We start from the raw sequence: 13,762 nt of genomic DNA on the forward strand, positions 1-13,762 counted from the left end.
GGCCGGACTACGCCTCGGGAGTGCCCTGGTGGAACCGCAGCCGCCACCGGCCTCCGTCCAGCACCCACAGGGAGCTTCTCAGGGTGGTGCCGGAGCGTGCGAAGCTTCGATAGGTCAGCAGGACGGCGTCGGTGCCCACACGGTCGGAGCCAAGGATCTCGATCTCCGTCCGCTCCCCCGGGTCCTCCTCGAGGGCCATCATCATGGCGTCGCGGGTCCACATCCGCCCGGAGCTGCCGATCTCCATGAAATCCGGGTGCAGCAGGACAGCCGTCCGGCCGATATCGCCGCGCACCAGCGGGCCCAGCAGCTCGCGTTCCAGTTCCTCCACCAGTGATTCCGGCGGCACGCCGCTGCCCTGGCGGGTAGCTTCTGCGGTTTCCAGGGCTTCGTCGCCGAGTTCACTAAACAGGTCCAGCTCATCAAAGGCGGAGACGGGTTCCGGGACGGCCCGCGGGGTGCCGGCCGCCGGGGCCTCCTGCCCCGCTGCGGCTCCGGTTGCGGGCGCGTGGTGGCTGCCCGGGAATCCGGGTCCGGACCGTGCGGCCACGCCCTGCTGGTAGGCCGTGGCTGCCGCCCGGGCGCGCTCGTCCGCTGCCTCATTCAGGTCGTGCCCGGCGTGGCCCTTGACCCATTCGAAGGTGTAGATCCGGCCGGCCAGTGCCCGGTCGAGTTCCTTCAGGAGTTCCACGTTCATGACGGGCTTGCCGTCGGCCTTGCGCCAGCCCTTGCGTTTCCAGCCCGGCATCCACTTGGTAATCGAGTTGATCACATACTGGCTGTCGCAGAGGATCCGCAGGTCCTCACCCGGCAGGTGCGCGGTGGCGCGCAGGAGATCCAGGACGGCCATCAGCTCCCCCTGGTTGTTGGTCCCATGGGGCCAGCCACCGGCGCGCCAGCAATCGTCATTCACATACCAGGCCCAGCCGGCGGGGCCGGGATTCCCCAAGGCCGAGCCGTCAGCCGCTGCAGTAATCGTCACCGGTCCATCCTGCCAGACGGGGGCGACAATGGAAGTCGGCAGCGGCACGGCCCGCCAACTGAACTGCAACCACCAGCGCGCCCTTCACTCGGAAAACGTTTACCCACACCCCTTGACGCCATCCCGGAATTCGCGAAACAATCGCTGAACAAGTCAGAAAACGCTTTCTCAGCCTAGCGGCAACGTTGCCGCCTTCGAGGACGCGGTCAATCTTTTCCGGAAGGAACATCCATGACGATTCCAGTCGTAAGCCGGCGCAGGTTCCAGCTGGGCGCCGCCGCACTGGCCCTCTCCATCCTGGCCACGGGGTGCGGGGCCCCCGGCGGTTCAGGCGACAACGGGCAGGTGACCCTCCGCTTTGCCTGGTGGGGCAACGAATACCTCAACGCCCAGACCGATAAAGTGATCGCGGCATTCGAGGCCTCCCACCCGAACATCAAGATCAAGACGGAGCCGGGCGAATGGTCCAGCTACTGGGACAAGCTCGCCACCAAGACAGCCGCCAATGACGCGCCGGACGTCATCCAGATGGACCAGAAGTACATCGCCGAATACGGCGGACGCGGAGCCCTGATGGACCTTTCCAAGCAAAGCGGCATCGACACCTCCAAGCTGGACAAGGAAGCACTCGCCTCGGGCCAGTACGACGGCGCCCAGTACGGCCTCAGCACCGGCCAGAACGCCTACGTCATCATGGCCAACACCAAGGTTTTCGAGGCAGCCGGCGTCCCGCTGCCCAACGACAAAACCTGGACCTGGAAGGACTTCGTGGACACGGCGGCGAAAATCAGCGCCGCCGGCGACGGGAAGAACTACGGCGCCGCCTACGGCAGCAACGAGGCGGACCTCATCATCTGGCTGCGCCAGCACGGCGAGAACCTCTACTCCCAGGACGGCAAGCTGGACTTCGACACCGCCACGGCCGCATCGTTCTGGGAGCGGCTCAAGGAGCAGCGGGACAAAAAGGCCAGCCCGCCGGCGAATGTGGCAACGGAAGACGCCGGCGCGAGTCTGGAGCAAAGCCTGTTCGGCACCAACCGCGTGGGCATGGCCTGGTGGTGGACCAACCAGCTCGGTTCGCTCGAGTCCACTACCGGCAGCAGCATCAGGATGCTGCGGGCGCCGAGCACCGATGGGTCATCGGCCAACAATGGGATGTATTACAAGCCCACCATGTTCTGGTCCGCGTCCTCGCGGTCCAAGCATCCGGAACAGGCCGCGGAGTTCATCAACTACCTCACCAACAGCCCCGAAGCCGGCGGCATCCTCATGACGGACAGGGGCGTTCCCACAAACGCCGACATCGTCAGCGGGATCTCCACTTCGTTGAAGCCGGCCGATACCACCGTTGTAGGGTTCCTCAAGGACATCGCCCCCGACATCAAGGGCGCACCGCCGGTCCCGCCGGTGGGTGCAGGCAGCGTCCAAAACGTCATCAAGCGCTACACGGACGAGGTCCTATACGACCGGCTGACGCCGCAGGCAGCCGCCGAAGCGTTCACGAAGGAAGTCCAGGGGATGCTCGACTCGGCCCGGAAATAGCCCCGCCCCGGCAATAAAAATGCGGCCCCCTCCGTAGAGGGGGCCGCATTTCGTTTCAGCGGGGCAGGCCCGGCAGGATGGCTTAGAAGCCGCCCATGCCGCCCATGCCGCCCATGTCGTCTCCACCGGCGGGGGCAGAAGCCTTCTCGGGCTTGTCTGCAACCACAGCTTCGGTGGTGAGGAACAGGCCGGCAATGGAGGCCGCGTTCTGCAAGGCAGAGCGGGTCACCTTGACGGGGTCGTTGACGCCGGCGGCCAGCAGGTCGGTGTACTCACCGGTGGCTGCGTTCAGGCCGTGGCCGGCGGGCAGGCCGCGGACCTTGTCGACGACGACGCCCGGCTCCATGCCGGCGTTGAAGGCGATCTGCTTCAGCGGAGCGTCGATGGCAACGCGGACGATGTTCGCACCGGTTGCTTCGTCGCCGGAGAGCTGGAGGTTGGCGAATGCCTTGGCACCGGCCTGGATCAGGGCAACACCACCACCGGCGACGATGCCTTCCTCCACAGCAGCCTTGGCGTTGCGGACAGCGTCCTCGATGCGGTGCTTGCGTTCCTTGAGCTCAACCTCGGTGGCGGCACCGGCCTTGATGACTGCAACGCCGCCGGCCAGCTTGGCCAGGCGTTCCTGCAGCTTCTCGCGGTCGTAGTCGGAGTCCGAGTTTTCGATTTCGGTGCGGATCTGGGACACGCGGCCGGCGATCTGGTCGGCGTCGCCTGCACCTTCAACGATGGTGGTCTCGTCCTTGGTGACAACAACCTTGCGTGCCTGGCCCAGGAGTTCCAGGCCGGCGTTTTCCAGCTTGAGGCCAACCTCTTCGGAGATGACCTGGCCGCCGGTGAGGACGGCGATGTCGGCCAGCTGCGCCTTGCGGCGGTCGCCGAAGCCCGGAGCCTTGACGGCCACGGACTTGAAGGTGCCGCGGATCTTGTTGACGATCAGGGTGGCCAGGGCCTCGCCCTCGATGTCCTCGGCGATGATCAGCAGCGGCTTGTTGGACTGCATGACCTTCTCCAGGACAGCAACCAGTTCCTTGACGTTGGAGATCTTGGAGTTGACGATCAGGATGTACGGGTCCTCAAGGACCGTCTCCTGGCGCTCGGCGTCGGTGACGAAGTAGGCGGAGATGTAGCCCTTGTCGAAGCGCATGCCTTCGGTGAGCTCGAGCTCCAGGCCGAAGGTGTTGGACTCCTCGACCGTGATGACGCCTTCCTTGCCCACCTTGTCGAGGGCTTCGGCGATGAGGGCACCGATCTCGTCGTCACCGGCGGAGATGGATGCCGTGGCGGCGATCTCTTCCTTGGTCTCGATTTCCTTGGCGGAGTTCAGCAGTTCGGCGGTGACGGCCTCAACGGCCTTCTCGATGCCGCGCTTGAGGGACAGCGGGTCGGCGCCGGCGGCAACGTTGCGCAGGCCTTCCTTGACCAGGGCCTGGGCCAGCACGGTGGCGGTGGTGGTTCCGTCGCCGGCGACGTCGTCGGTCTTCTTGGCAACTTCCTTGACCAGCTCGGCGCCGATCTTCTCGTAGGGATCGTCCAGCTCGATCTCCTTGGCGATGGAAACACCATCGTTGGTGATCGTGGGGGCGCCCCACTTCTTTTCGAGGACGACGTTGCGTCCACGCGGGCCGAGGGTGACCTTAACGGCGTCGGCGAGGGTGTTCAGGCCACGCTCAAGGCCGCGGCGTGCCTCTTCATCAAATGCAATGATCTTGGCCATAACGGCAGTAGTCCTTTCGGGACAGTCGTTAAGAATGAACCTTCGCTGCAGTGCCCGCGACGGACGATCCTTTGACGGCGGCCTCTGTATGCCCCCGGGCAGGGATCTCACTGAAGTGAGGTGTTTCCTTCGCTCCTCGACCGGTGCCCGCTCCGCCGGCCGGAACCAGGCTTTGCTTTAGCAGTCGGTACGTCAGAGTGCTAAGTCAATAATTAGCACTCCCCAGGTGAGAGTGCAAGCGAAAAGAGGCTGCGGCGGCCTCCAGCCACGGTACTTCGCCCAGGGCGATCAGCCTGCGCGGCCCGCCGTCTCCCGGCCGGTGGGCGTGGGGTTGTTGTCCGCGCCGTACGTGAACACAGTGAACGTGGCCGCGGTGATGTCGCCGTGCGCGTCGAAGGCAACCGGGCCGGATTCGCCGTCGTAATCCACTTCTGACCCCGCGGCAAGGCCGGACAGGCACTCCTTGTACGTGCGGCACGGGGCAGAGGGCTGCGCCGCTCCGCCCGCCGTGGCCGTACCGGAAGCCGCGGTCCCGCCCGAGACCGGGATCAGGTTGGCGGCGATGGACCGCCCCGCATCGTCCTGCGCGCGGGCCGCCGCCAGAGCCGCGAGCGTCACCGCGTCGTAGGTTTCCGCGGCGTACGAGACGTCCTTCAACGAACCGTCAACGCCAAGCAGCCTTCCCTGGAAAACCGCGGTGGGAAGCTGGCCCGGGACCACGGCGCGCGCCCCCTCCAGGGCGCGGGAGCCGAGCCTGGACCCGTAACGGCCAAAGGCGCCGTCGCTGAGGAGGATGCGGGCTCCGCCCACCCTGGCATTGTTCAGTTCCGCCAGCGCGCCCTGGGCACCCTCCCGGGCTATCAGGACGACGGCGTCCGGCTTGGCCTTGGCCACGGCGGCCGCCGCGGTTGCGGCGTCCCCGGGCTTGAAGATGCCGCCCGGCAGGACAGTGAGGCCGGACTGCCGGGCCGCTTCGGTCACCGCCTCCGAGAGTTCCTTGCCATAGGCGCCGTCCTGGGACACCACGCTGACGGAGCCGGCTCCGGCGTCCTTGGCCAGCTTGGCCAGCACCGGCCCCTGGGCGATGTCCGCCGCCGCCGTGCGGAAGTAGTAGCCCTCGCTGTCGATCCCGCTCAGGGCTGCCGCGGTGTTCGCCGGTGAAATCAGCGGTGTCCGGGCGCGGGACAGGACCTCAACCGCGGCGGCGGCGTGGCTGGAGTCGGTGGGTCCTATGACCACATCCGCCTTGGCAGCCACCAGCCCGCGCGCCTGCCCGGCCGTGTCCTGGCCCTGGTCCACCGGCAGCAGTTCCACCGGCCGGCCCTTGTGGCCACCGGCGGCGTTGATCTCCTGCACGGCCAGTTTGGCGGCGGCCAGCTGTGGTGCATTCAGGAAGGCGTTGGTCCCCGTGTTGTCCAGGATCAGGCCCACGCGGAGGATCCCGTCACCGGACGCGTCCACCCCTTCCACCCGCGCGTTGCCGGTGACCCCCGAGCAGCCTGTAAGGGCGAAGACAGCGGCAGCGGACAGGGCTGCGGCCGGACGGGAAAAGACGGTGGAACGGATGGCCAGCTTCACTCGGCCGGCCGGACGTTTTCGGCCTGCGGGCCTTTTTCGCCTTCGCCCACTTCCAGCTCCACGCGCTGGCCCTCGTCGAGTGCGCGGTAGCCCTCGCCCACAATGGCTGACCAATGGACAAAGATGTCATCCCCGGAGCCGTCGACGGTGATGAAGCCGTAGCCCTTCTCGGCGTTGAACCATTTGACGGTTCCCAATGCCATGGTGACCAACTCTTTCCGTTAAGACCGGGCGGGTCCGTGCTGTCGCGTGCAGTCCGGCCGGGCCGGTTGGAAGCCACTCTAGCCAATGCCGGTAGCTGCCGCAGGCGCGCACCGGCGCCGGAGGAGGAACGTTATGGAGGCGTGACGAGGAGTGCGGCTACCGGTAGCCGGGGCCGAGCACCACCACCAAGGGCACCTGGAACTCGGAGCTGTCCACCACCGTGGGAATGTTCAGCAGGGCCGCGAGGGCCTGGGCGCTGGCCAGCTGCTGTTCACCGGCATAGAACACCACCGAGGACCTCTGCGGGGCGCCGGCCCAGTTGCCTACCTGGCCCAGCCGCCAGCCGTCAGCCTGGACGGTTCCGCCCACCCGGTTCGCAAGTCCGGCCGTGCCGGTGGCGTTGTACACCGCCACTGCCTGCGCCTTGTTGACCACGGCCTGCCCGATGGCCGACGCCGTGGGCCCGGCGCTGCTGCCGGCGGAGGGCTCCGCGGAGGCCGGGGGCGCCGTGGCAGTGGCGGAGGCAGCCGCAGACCCGGACGCCTGGGCCGAAGGGGTGGATCCGGTCACCGCGAGGGGGCTGGCCTCCATGCTTGCCGATGCCTGGCTTTCGACTCCGCCGAAGCCGAGCTTCGGAAGGATCAGGAAGGACACCAGCCCGATGGCCAGGGCGGCCACCCCCACCGCCAGGATGGGCCACAGCCGTACCCGGGCCGGAGCCGAAGCCGTCCGGTGGACACCTTGTCGCGAGCCGGTTTCCGGAATCTTGTCGAATTCATCGCGGGCGTATTTGGTCATGGATGCATCCTTGGGAATTGCTGCGGGGGGCCGTGGCGGGGGTCTTAGGCGTCGGACCCCAGGCGCCGGGCGGTACGTGCACGGTGACGCGACGTACGTAGTCTACGCAATCTCTTCACCAGCATGGGGTCGTGGGCCAGTGCATCCTCGCGGTCAATCAGGGCGTTGAGCAGCTGGTAGTAGTGGGTCGCGGAGAGGTCGAACAGCTCGCGGATCGCCTGTTCCTTGGCTCCGGCATACTTCCACCACTGCCGTTCCAGCGCCAGCATCTGCTGCTCGCGCTCGGTAAGGGAAGAGTCACGGAGGGAAAAGTCTGCCAGGAGGGACTTCCGCGGTTCCTGCTCCGGCAGGTGTTCCCGGGCCGGTTCCGCCACGCCACACTCCTTCGCTGGTTACGGTCAATGTCTGACCCCTATGCTACGGGCGAATAACAGACATGTCATTTGGGCTCCTGCCAGAATGGGACGATGGTTGAATCCGACGCGCTGTTCGAACTGCAGCAGGACCCCGCGGACACCGTCAGGTTCGCGGACCTCGCAGAATTACCGCTGGCAGGGCTCATGGCCCCCGACTGGGCGGCGGCCCTGGCCGGCGTCGAGGAAAAGCTGCGCGGCGTGCTGTCGTTCCTCGCGGCGGAAGAGGCCGCGGGGCACCCGCTGTTGCCGCCGCCGTCGAACGTCCTGCGTGCCTTCCGCCAGCCGCTCGCGGGCGTGAAAGTCCTCATTGTGGGCCAGGATCCGTACCCCACGCCCGGCCACGCCGTGGGGCTGTCTTTCGCGGTGGACCCGCGCACGCGGCCGATCCCCCGCAGCCTGGCCAACATTTACCGGGAACTCGAGTCGGATCTCGGCCTTCCGCCGCGGGTCCACGGGGACCTTTCGGCCTGGGCGGGGCAGGGCGTGCTGCTCCTGAACCGTGTCCTCACGGTCCGGGCGGGCGAGGCGGGCTCGCACCGTGGCAAAGGCTGGGAGGAAATTACGACGGCGGCCGTCACCGCCGTCGCCAACCGGCGGGACGCGGACGGGGCCAGGGTGCCGCTGGTGGCCGTTTTGTGGGGCAAGGAGGCGGAGGGCGTGCGGCAGTACCTTGGCGGCACCCCCGTGGTGGCGAGCGCGCACCCGAGTCCGTTGTCAGCCTCCCGCGGATTCTTCGGCTCAAAGCCGTTCAGCCGGGTCAACCAGCTGCTCCGGGAACAGGGTGCGCAGGACGTAACCTGGGAGCTCCCGCCGGTGGCCTAGCTTAGGCTGGCCTGATGAGCATTGTTCCCGCCGATACCAGCGCCACCAAGAAGAACCGGCCGCAGGTCAACCTGACGGTGCTGCGCACGGAGCAGCTTTCGCCCCACATGGTCCGGATCGTGGCCGGCGGGGACGGCTTCGACGGGTTCGTCAACAACGGCTTCGTGGACCGGTACGTGAAGATCGTCTTTCCGCAGCCCGGCGTCGAGTACCCCTCCCCGCTGGATCTTTGGGCCGTGCGTGAGACCATGCCGCGGGAGCAGTGGCCGTTCACCCGCACATACACCCTTCGCTGGGTTGACGAGGCCGCCCGGGAGCTGGCGATCGATTTCGTGGTGCATGGCGACGAGGGGCTGGCCGGTCCGTGGGCGGCGAAGGCGCAGCCCGGTGATGCCCTGACCTTTACCGGTCCCGGCGGCGCCTACAACCCGGATCCTGACGCGGACTGGTACCTCTTCGCCGGGGACGAGGCGGCCTTGCCGGCCATCGCCGCGGCCATCGAGTCGCTGCCCGCCGACGCCAAGGGACTGGCTTTCCTGGAGGTCGGTTCCGACGCCGACATCCAGCCGCTCGCCGCCCCCGCCGGCGTCACTGTCTCCTGGCTGACCCGCAAGGGCGCCCCTGCCGGCTCGAGCGGGCTGCTGGTCAACGCCGTGGCGGACGCTGTGTGGCCGGAGGGCACCGTGGATGTCTTTGCGCACGGCGAACGCGGCTACATGAAGGCCCTGCGGGAGGTCTTCTTCAAGCAGCGCGGGCTGGACCGCCGGCAGGTTTCCCTCTCCGGGTACTGGGCCCAGGGCCGCGTGGAGGATGTCTTCCAGGCGGAGAAGAAGCTGCCCGTAGGCCAGATCTAGCGGCGCCGGGCGACTCGGCGCCGTTCGTTGCTCGCCAGGCTCCGCGTCAGCGGCCGCGCCAGCACGTCGCCGAGGACGATGCCGCCGGCCGAGCCCAGCACAATGGCGCCGGCGCTCAGCATCCCGCCGGCCCCCAGCAGGATCTCGGATTCCTCGACCGTGAGCACATACATGGAGCGGAAGATGGTCAGGCCGGGCAGCAGGATCAGGGCGGCCGGGACCGCCACCACCAGCTGCGGGGCGCCCATCCGCAGTGCCACCACCCGTGCCAGCAGCCCGATGACGACCGCGGCGAGGGCGGGTGAGAAACGGTCGCCGATCCCCAGCAGTCCCGCGCCGAGCAACACCAGGTAGCCTGCCACGCCGACGGCTGCCGTGGGCAGCAGGAGCTTCCAGCTGGTCTGTTCGGTGATGGCGATGGCCATCACCGCCGCGGCCACGAAGAGGATGAGGACCCACAGGTCGTAAGCCGGCGGGAAGGTCTGGGTGACGTCAATGCGCTGCAGCCCGGTCAGTTCCCCCACCACAAACGCCACGGCGATGCCGGCGACGATGGCGCCGAAGGTCAGCAGCGTTGAGAGGAACCGTCCGGCGGCCGTGACCGGGAAGCCGTTGATGGCGTCCTGCACGGAGGACACCAGCCGCCCCGTGGGCAGCAGCAGCAGGATGCCGCCCACCACCACGATGGACGGCGAGTTGGTGAGGCCGAACTGCCAGAGCAGCAGGGCGAGCATGGTCACCACGAACGAACAGCTGGCCGTGATGAAGAAGTCCGGCACCCGCCACCGGCCCAGTTGCCGGGCCAGCAGGCTGATGCCGATGTTGGCCGCGAACGCGATCACCGAGGACACCGGGCCGCCGCCCAGCACTCCAACGAACACGGCGGCGAAAATGCCGAAGGCCACCGTGACCATCCAGCGCGGGAACGGTTTGGGGCTGGTGATGGCCTCGTTGAGGCGGCGGATGGCCTCGTCGCGGCCCACTCCCCCGGCCACGATGTCGGTGACAAGTTGGTGGACCTTGGCCAGTCCGGCGTAGTTGTTGGTCCAGGAGCGAACCACCCGCAGCAGGGCGATCGGCGTCTGGTCCTTGGGAGCGTAGTTGATGCCGACGGACTGGTTGGTGATGTCCACTTCGATGTTCTTCAGGCCCAGCGCGGCGGTGACGGCGATGATGCTGGTCTCCACCTCCAGGGCACCGGCACCGTAACGGAACATCGTTTCGGCAAGGTGCAGCGCGAAGTCCAGGGTTTTCCGGGCGGAGGTGTCCACGCCGCCCACCTGGATGGTGGGGTTGGCGTAGGGGCTGCCTGCCAGCCGGTCCACGATGCTCAGGGGCGCCGTGGGCGGGTTCTCGCCCTGCACCAGGCGGCGCAGCATCCTTTTGGCGGCGGCGTCCTGCCGAAGCTGCGCGGGGGTCAGCGGTTCCGTCTTGGGCAGGCCGTCAGTCTTCGGCCTGCCGCCGTGGTGTTCTGGCCGGTCCGTCATTGGCCGCCTCCTCCCAGTGCGCGATGTACGTTCAGTCAGGCTTTCCGCTTCAGCGGCAGCTTGCCCAGGATGGTGCGGGCAGCGGCGGCCGCGTTCCTGGCGAGCCGGTTGGCGTGGAAAACGGCGGGCCGGACGGGCAGCACGAAGTCGCCCACGAGCTGGACCACCTCCCCGCCGAAGCCCTTCTTGAACTCGTAGCCGCCGTGCCCTTCCTCGTCCTGTCCGGAGATGCCAAAGGTCCCGTAGAAGTTGTACCGCGGGTAGCCCTTTTCCAGGGCGTGCAGCATCATCCCCCAGTACAGGGAGGTGGCGCCGTTGAAGTAGATGTAGTCCTGGACGGTGCCGCCGATGACGCACACCACCTCGTCGCCGTAGCAGACGAAGTGGATGGCTGCCACGGTGGCGGTGCCCACTGAGTCGGGGAACCGTTCAATGTCCTTCAGGCTGCGTTCGTAGCTGTCCACGAGGTCCTGGACCACCTTGAGCCGGTTGGCTTTCTTCTTGCTGCCTGTTTCCTCCACCTCGCGGCGAAGTCCGTCCGCCGTGGCCGATTCCGCGGCCAGGCGTTCGGTGATGGACTTCCGGTAGGCCGGGATGTCGATCTTGGCCATCATGAGTTTGGTGAACTCCGGCGATGTGGTCCGCAGCAGGTGCTCGTAGTAGGCGCGTTCGCGGTACACGAAGCCCTTTTCGTCGCCGGCCCGGCTCAAGGCACCGTAGAAGTCGTCCAGGGTTTCCAGGGTGGCCTGTTCCAGGAAGACGCCGTTCTTCTCCGCCTTGCGGATGGCCTTGCGGGTCCGGTAGCTGGTGCTCATGATCAGTTCCTCGGCGTCCTGGACGCCTTCGAGGTTCTTGATGAACATCCAGTTCACGTTGACGAAGTTCATGTCCAGGCCCTGGTGCTGGAATCCGAGGCGTTCCAGCCCTGCCACGAGTGGCCGGTTGTCCTCGATCTCCGGGTGCTCGGCGCCGTCCTCGTCCCGCGCGATGTAGTGGATGTTGGGTGAGATCCGCAGCTCGGCAGCTTTGCGCCCGGCCGCGTGTTTGCGGAGAAGTTCGACGACGGCGGGCAGCAGGTCGGCGTCGGCATAGTCCAGGAGGGGGCCCTTGGCGCATTCGCAGACGGTGTAGCCCAGGCGGGTGGTGGTGTAGTTGAGCTTCCCGGCCGCCACGAGTTCGCCGTCGCGCCGGACCCCGAAGAGTTCCACCTGCTGTCCCCGCGAGCGCTGGAACCGGGCAAAGTCGATGGACTGGAGGAAGCTGTTCTGCGGATGCTTCAGGGCGAAGGCCTCGAAGTCGGCGTCGCTGAGCATGGCGTACTCGAGTTCGGTAGCGGCGGGAACTGTATTCAAGGGATGACCTTCTTTTCGAACTCTGCACGGCCGGACGGGCACGCGCTGGGCTTGACGTGTTCGGAGGGAAGCCGCGCCGGGGCGCGGCACTGGCGGGGGCGGCAGCGGGTGTGCGGCCGCAGCGGCGGTCAGTAGAACTGCTGGCCCGTCCGCGCCGTCTCGATCCGGCGGAACACCTTTTCTCCGCCGCTTAGCCAGATCCGGTTCCGGAGCGGGGCCAGGACGTAGTCGTGGCAGCCCACAAAGTCGGTCACGGTCTTGGTGAAACTGGTTTTGAACATGCCCATGCCGTACAGGTTGTGGCTCTTGTCCTTGATGCGGGAGGCCGGCGGCGTGCCGCAGAAGTCGTATTCGGTGCAGCCAAGTTCCTGCATCCGGCGGATTGCGGCCCACTGCACCAGGTGTGAGTCGCCGTACTGCTTGCGGTTCTGGGTGGACCCGCCATCCTTGTACGTGGCCTTGGCGCCGTAGTTGATCACGAAGGCCCCCACGCTGGGTTTGCCGTCCTCGTAGGTGAAGAAGAAGTTTCCCTGGCCGCGGTCGCAGAATTCGTCCCAGAAGCGGGCGTAGTAGTCGTAGCTGCGCAGCGGCATGGAGCCTTTGGCATTGACGGTGTTGGCCATCAGGTCATAGAGGGCCCGGTACGTGTCGGGCCCCTGTTCCTGCCGGACCACCTGGCAGCCCTCGCGCTCGGCCCGGCGGATGGCGTTGCGGGCCCGGGAGGAGATCGCCTTGAAGACTTCTTCCCCGGTACCGGAGATATCCAGCAGGGCGGTGGAATCGTTGGATTGGATGTTGGGGGCCTTGGCCAGGCCGGCCGCGGCGAGGTGCGCCTGCGCCTCCGCGGAGTCCACAACGTCCGGTTCGATCTTGATGGTGAAGACGTTCAGCTTCTGGCTGCGGACCAAGGCGGCGCAGGCTTCCAAGGCAGGTTTGAGGTCCTGCGCGGTCTGCAGGTCGGGTCCCTTGATCAGGTACCAGAGCCTGCCGAGCAGCGGGACCTTCTTCTCCAGGACCAGGTTGTAGCTGGAGGTTCCCGCTCCCTCCAGCACCAGGAAACGGACTTTCCAGCCGCTGCCGTTCTTGACCGATGCGTAGGCCGCAGACTGCAGCATGTTGCCGCCGTTCGGGTTGGCCGTGACGTGCTTGTCCCAGTTCTCAATTTCCTCGGCTGTGGCAAAACGTGCGGTGAATTCTCGCAAGGGGGCCGTGTCCAATCGGGTGTGTGCGCGGTTTCGGTGGTTCTGGATGCGTGCGGACATGCAGCCTCAAGTCTAAAGCCTCGGCCACTGCGGCCTTCTCCCCCCGGCTGCCTGGCATGGCGCCGGCCGGGTGCGGAGCGGCGCCTTGACGGGGCTGACGGGGTTCGGCAAGGGTTGGAGAATGACGCCGGATGGGGAACAGAGCACCGCCAGGAGTGGGGAGCCGTACGGTGCAGGGATCCAGGCCGCCGCGCTTGCCGGGTTCCTGGTGGCGTCCCTGGTGGTGGCAGGACTGGGCGGCCTGGCGTCGGCCAGCAACGTCAACGGCTGGTACGCCACGGCGGACAAGGCGCCGTGGTCCCCGCCCAACGGCGTGTTCGGCCCGGTCTGGACTACCTTGTATACGGCGATGGCCGTTGCCGCCTGGCTGGTGTGGCGCAGGCGGACGGACAGGACGCGGCCGGCCCTCGCGGTGTACGGGATCCAACTGGTGCTCAACCTGGCCTGGACCCCGGTGTTTTTCGCCCTCTACCCGTCCTGGGGCACCACAGCCTTGTGGCTCGGTTTTGGCATCATCATCGCCCTCATTGCCGCCGTTACCGTAACGGTACTCTATTTTGGCCCCATCAGCCGGACGGCCGGGCTGCTCCTGCTGCCGTATGTCTCCTGGCTGGTTTTTGCCGCCTCCCTTAACTGGTGGGCGGCCGCACACAACTAGGGAGCTGCGGGCGGCGGTCCGGCAGGGCAGCCGTCAGCATTCGACGACGTTGACGGCGAGGCCGCCCATCGCTGTTTCCTTGTATTTGTC

General features: G+C 67.0%; 13 protein-coding genes. 4 read left to right on the forward strand and 9 right to left on the reverse strand.

Annotated elements, in window-relative coordinates; genetic code table 11:
* Window positions 1-7 precede the first annotated feature (7 nt).
* Window positions 8-982, reverse strand: coding sequence for an RNase H family protein (locus ACYSM9_RS18225; protein WP_461858363.1), 975 nt, complete (start codon window positions 980-982; stop codon window positions 8-10).
* Between the two features lie 231 nt (window positions 983-1,213).
* On the opposite strand from ACYSM9_RS18225, the gene ACYSM9_RS18230 reads away from it, so the two are divergent.
* The gene (locus ACYSM9_RS18230; RefSeq protein ID WP_461858364.1) at window positions 1,214-2,524 is read left to right on the forward strand and encodes an ABC transporter substrate-binding protein; all 1,311 of its coding nucleotides are present in this window, start codon (window positions 1,214-1,216) and stop codon (window positions 2,522-2,524) included.
* 82 nt (window positions 2,525-2,606) lie between these two features.
* Here ACYSM9_RS18230 and groL read toward each other — a convergent pair whose 3' ends face one another.
* The 5 genes from groL to ACYSM9_RS18255 all read right to left on the reverse strand — a co-directional run bounded on the left by groL (window position 2,607) and on the right by ACYSM9_RS18255 (window position 7,195).
* On the reverse strand, window positions 2,607-4,241 hold the full coding sequence (groL, locus tag ACYSM9_RS18235) for a chaperonin GroEL (RefSeq protein WP_461858365.1): 1,635 nt from the start codon (window positions 4,239-4,241) through the stop codon (window positions 2,607-2,609).
* A gap of 288 nt (window positions 4,242-4,529) precedes the next feature.
* Window positions 4,530-5,819, reverse strand: coding sequence for an ABC transporter substrate-binding protein (locus tag ACYSM9_RS18240; RefSeq protein ID WP_461858366.1), 1,290 nt, complete (start codon window positions 5,817-5,819; stop codon window positions 4,530-4,532).
* On the reverse strand, window positions 5,816-6,022 hold the full coding sequence (locus ACYSM9_RS18245; RefSeq protein ID WP_461858367.1) for a cold-shock protein: 207 nt from the start codon (window positions 6,020-6,022) through the stop codon (window positions 5,816-5,818). The genes ACYSM9_RS18240 and ACYSM9_RS18245 overlap by 4 nt, the downstream gene beginning before the upstream one ends.
* Window positions 6,023-6,179: 157 nt before the next feature.
* Window positions 6,180-6,821 (reverse strand): LytR C-terminal domain-containing protein, encoded by a 642-nt coding sequence (locus ACYSM9_RS18250; RefSeq protein ID WP_461858368.1) that lies wholly within the window; start codon window positions 6,819-6,821, stop codon window positions 6,180-6,182.
* A gap of 44 nt (window positions 6,822-6,865) precedes the next feature.
* A complete protein-coding gene (locus tag ACYSM9_RS18255) occupies window positions 6,866-7,195 on the reverse strand; it encodes a DUF3263 domain-containing protein (protein WP_461858369.1) in 330 nt (109 codons plus the stop codon).
* A gap of 93 nt (window positions 7,196-7,288) precedes the next feature.
* On the opposite strand from ACYSM9_RS18255, the gene ACYSM9_RS18260 reads away from it, so the two are divergent.
* Together ACYSM9_RS18260 and ACYSM9_RS18265 are read left to right on the forward strand one after the other, a co-directional pair.
* Window positions 7,289-8,059, forward strand: a complete 771-nt coding sequence (locus ACYSM9_RS18260; protein ID WP_461858370.1) for a uracil-DNA glycosylase — start codon at window positions 7,289-7,291, stop codon at window positions 8,057-8,059.
* 14 nt (window positions 8,060-8,073) lie between these two features.
* Window positions 8,074-8,913: a siderophore-interacting protein gene (locus ACYSM9_RS18265; protein ID WP_461858371.1), complete on the forward strand. Its 840-nt coding sequence runs from the start codon at window positions 8,074-8,076 to the stop codon at window positions 8,911-8,913.
* Here ACYSM9_RS18265 and ACYSM9_RS18270 read toward each other — a convergent pair.
* From ACYSM9_RS18270 to ACYSM9_RS18280, 3 genes are all read right to left on the reverse strand, one after another.
* Complete coding sequence (locus ACYSM9_RS18270) at window positions 8,910-10,400, reverse strand: threonine/serine exporter family protein (protein ID WP_461858372.1); 1,491 nt, start codon at window positions 10,398-10,400, stop codon at window positions 8,910-8,912. The genes ACYSM9_RS18265 and ACYSM9_RS18270 overlap by 4 nt on opposite strands.
* A gap of 35 nt (window positions 10,401-10,435) precedes the next feature.
* The gene (locus tag ACYSM9_RS18275; RefSeq protein WP_461858373.1) at window positions 10,436-11,752 is read right to left on the reverse strand and encodes a peptidoglycan bridge formation glycyltransferase FemA/FemB family protein; all 1,317 of its coding nucleotides are present in this window, start codon (window positions 11,750-11,752) and stop codon (window positions 10,436-10,438) included.
* Window positions 11,753-11,880: 128 nt separating this feature from the next.
* A complete protein-coding gene (locus ACYSM9_RS18280; RefSeq protein WP_461858374.1) occupies window positions 11,881-13,014 on the reverse strand; it encodes a lipid II:glycine glycyltransferase FemX in 1,134 nt (377 codons plus the stop codon).
* A gap of 121 nt (window positions 13,015-13,135) precedes the next feature.
* On the opposite strand from ACYSM9_RS18280, the gene ACYSM9_RS18285 reads away from it, so the two are divergent.
* Window positions 13,136-13,672 carry a TspO/MBR family protein gene (locus ACYSM9_RS18285; RefSeq protein WP_461858375.1) on the forward strand — a complete coding sequence of 179 codons (537 nt, stop codon included), beginning with the start codon at window positions 13,136-13,138 and terminating at the stop codon, window positions 13,670-13,672.
* Window positions 13,673-13,762 lie beyond the last annotated feature (90 nt).

The organism is Arthrobacter sp. C152 (genome assembly GCF_054890965.1).

Bases quoted from the DNA above. Each gene is read 5' to 3' on its own strand.
- ACYSM9_RS18280 (WP_461858374.1), bottom strand. From the start codon at position 13,014: ATGTCCGCACGCATCCAGAACCACCGAAACCGCGCACACACCCGATTG.
- groL (WP_461858365.1), bottom strand. From the start codon at position 4,241: ATGGCCAAGATCATTGCATTTGATGAAGAGGCACGCCGCGGCCTTGAG.
- ACYSM9_RS18285 (WP_461858375.1), top strand. From the start codon at position 13,136: ATGACGCCGGATGGGGAACAGAGCACCGCCAGGAGTGGGGAGCCGTAC.
- ACYSM9_RS18230 (WP_461858364.1), top strand. From the start codon at position 1,214: ATGACGATTCCAGTCGTAAGCCGGCGCAGGTTCCAGCTGGGCGCCGCC.
- ACYSM9_RS18265 (WP_461858371.1), top strand. From the start codon at position 8,074: ATGAGCATTGTTCCCGCCGATACCAGCGCCACCAAGAAGAACCGGCCG.
- ACYSM9_RS18260 (WP_461858370.1), top strand. From the start codon at position 7,289: ATGGTTGAATCCGACGCGCTGTTCGAACTGCAGCAGGACCCCGCGGAC.
- ACYSM9_RS18250 (WP_461858368.1), bottom strand. From the start codon at position 6,821: ATGACCAAATACGCCCGCGATGAATTCGACAAGATTCCGGAAACCGGC.
- ACYSM9_RS18270 (WP_461858372.1), bottom strand. From the start codon at position 10,400: ATGACGGACCGGCCAGAACACCACGGCGGCAGGCCGAAGACTGACGGC.
- ACYSM9_RS18245 (WP_461858367.1), bottom strand. From the start codon at position 6,022: ATGGCATTGGGAACCGTCAAATGGTTCAACGCCGAGAAGGGCTACGGC.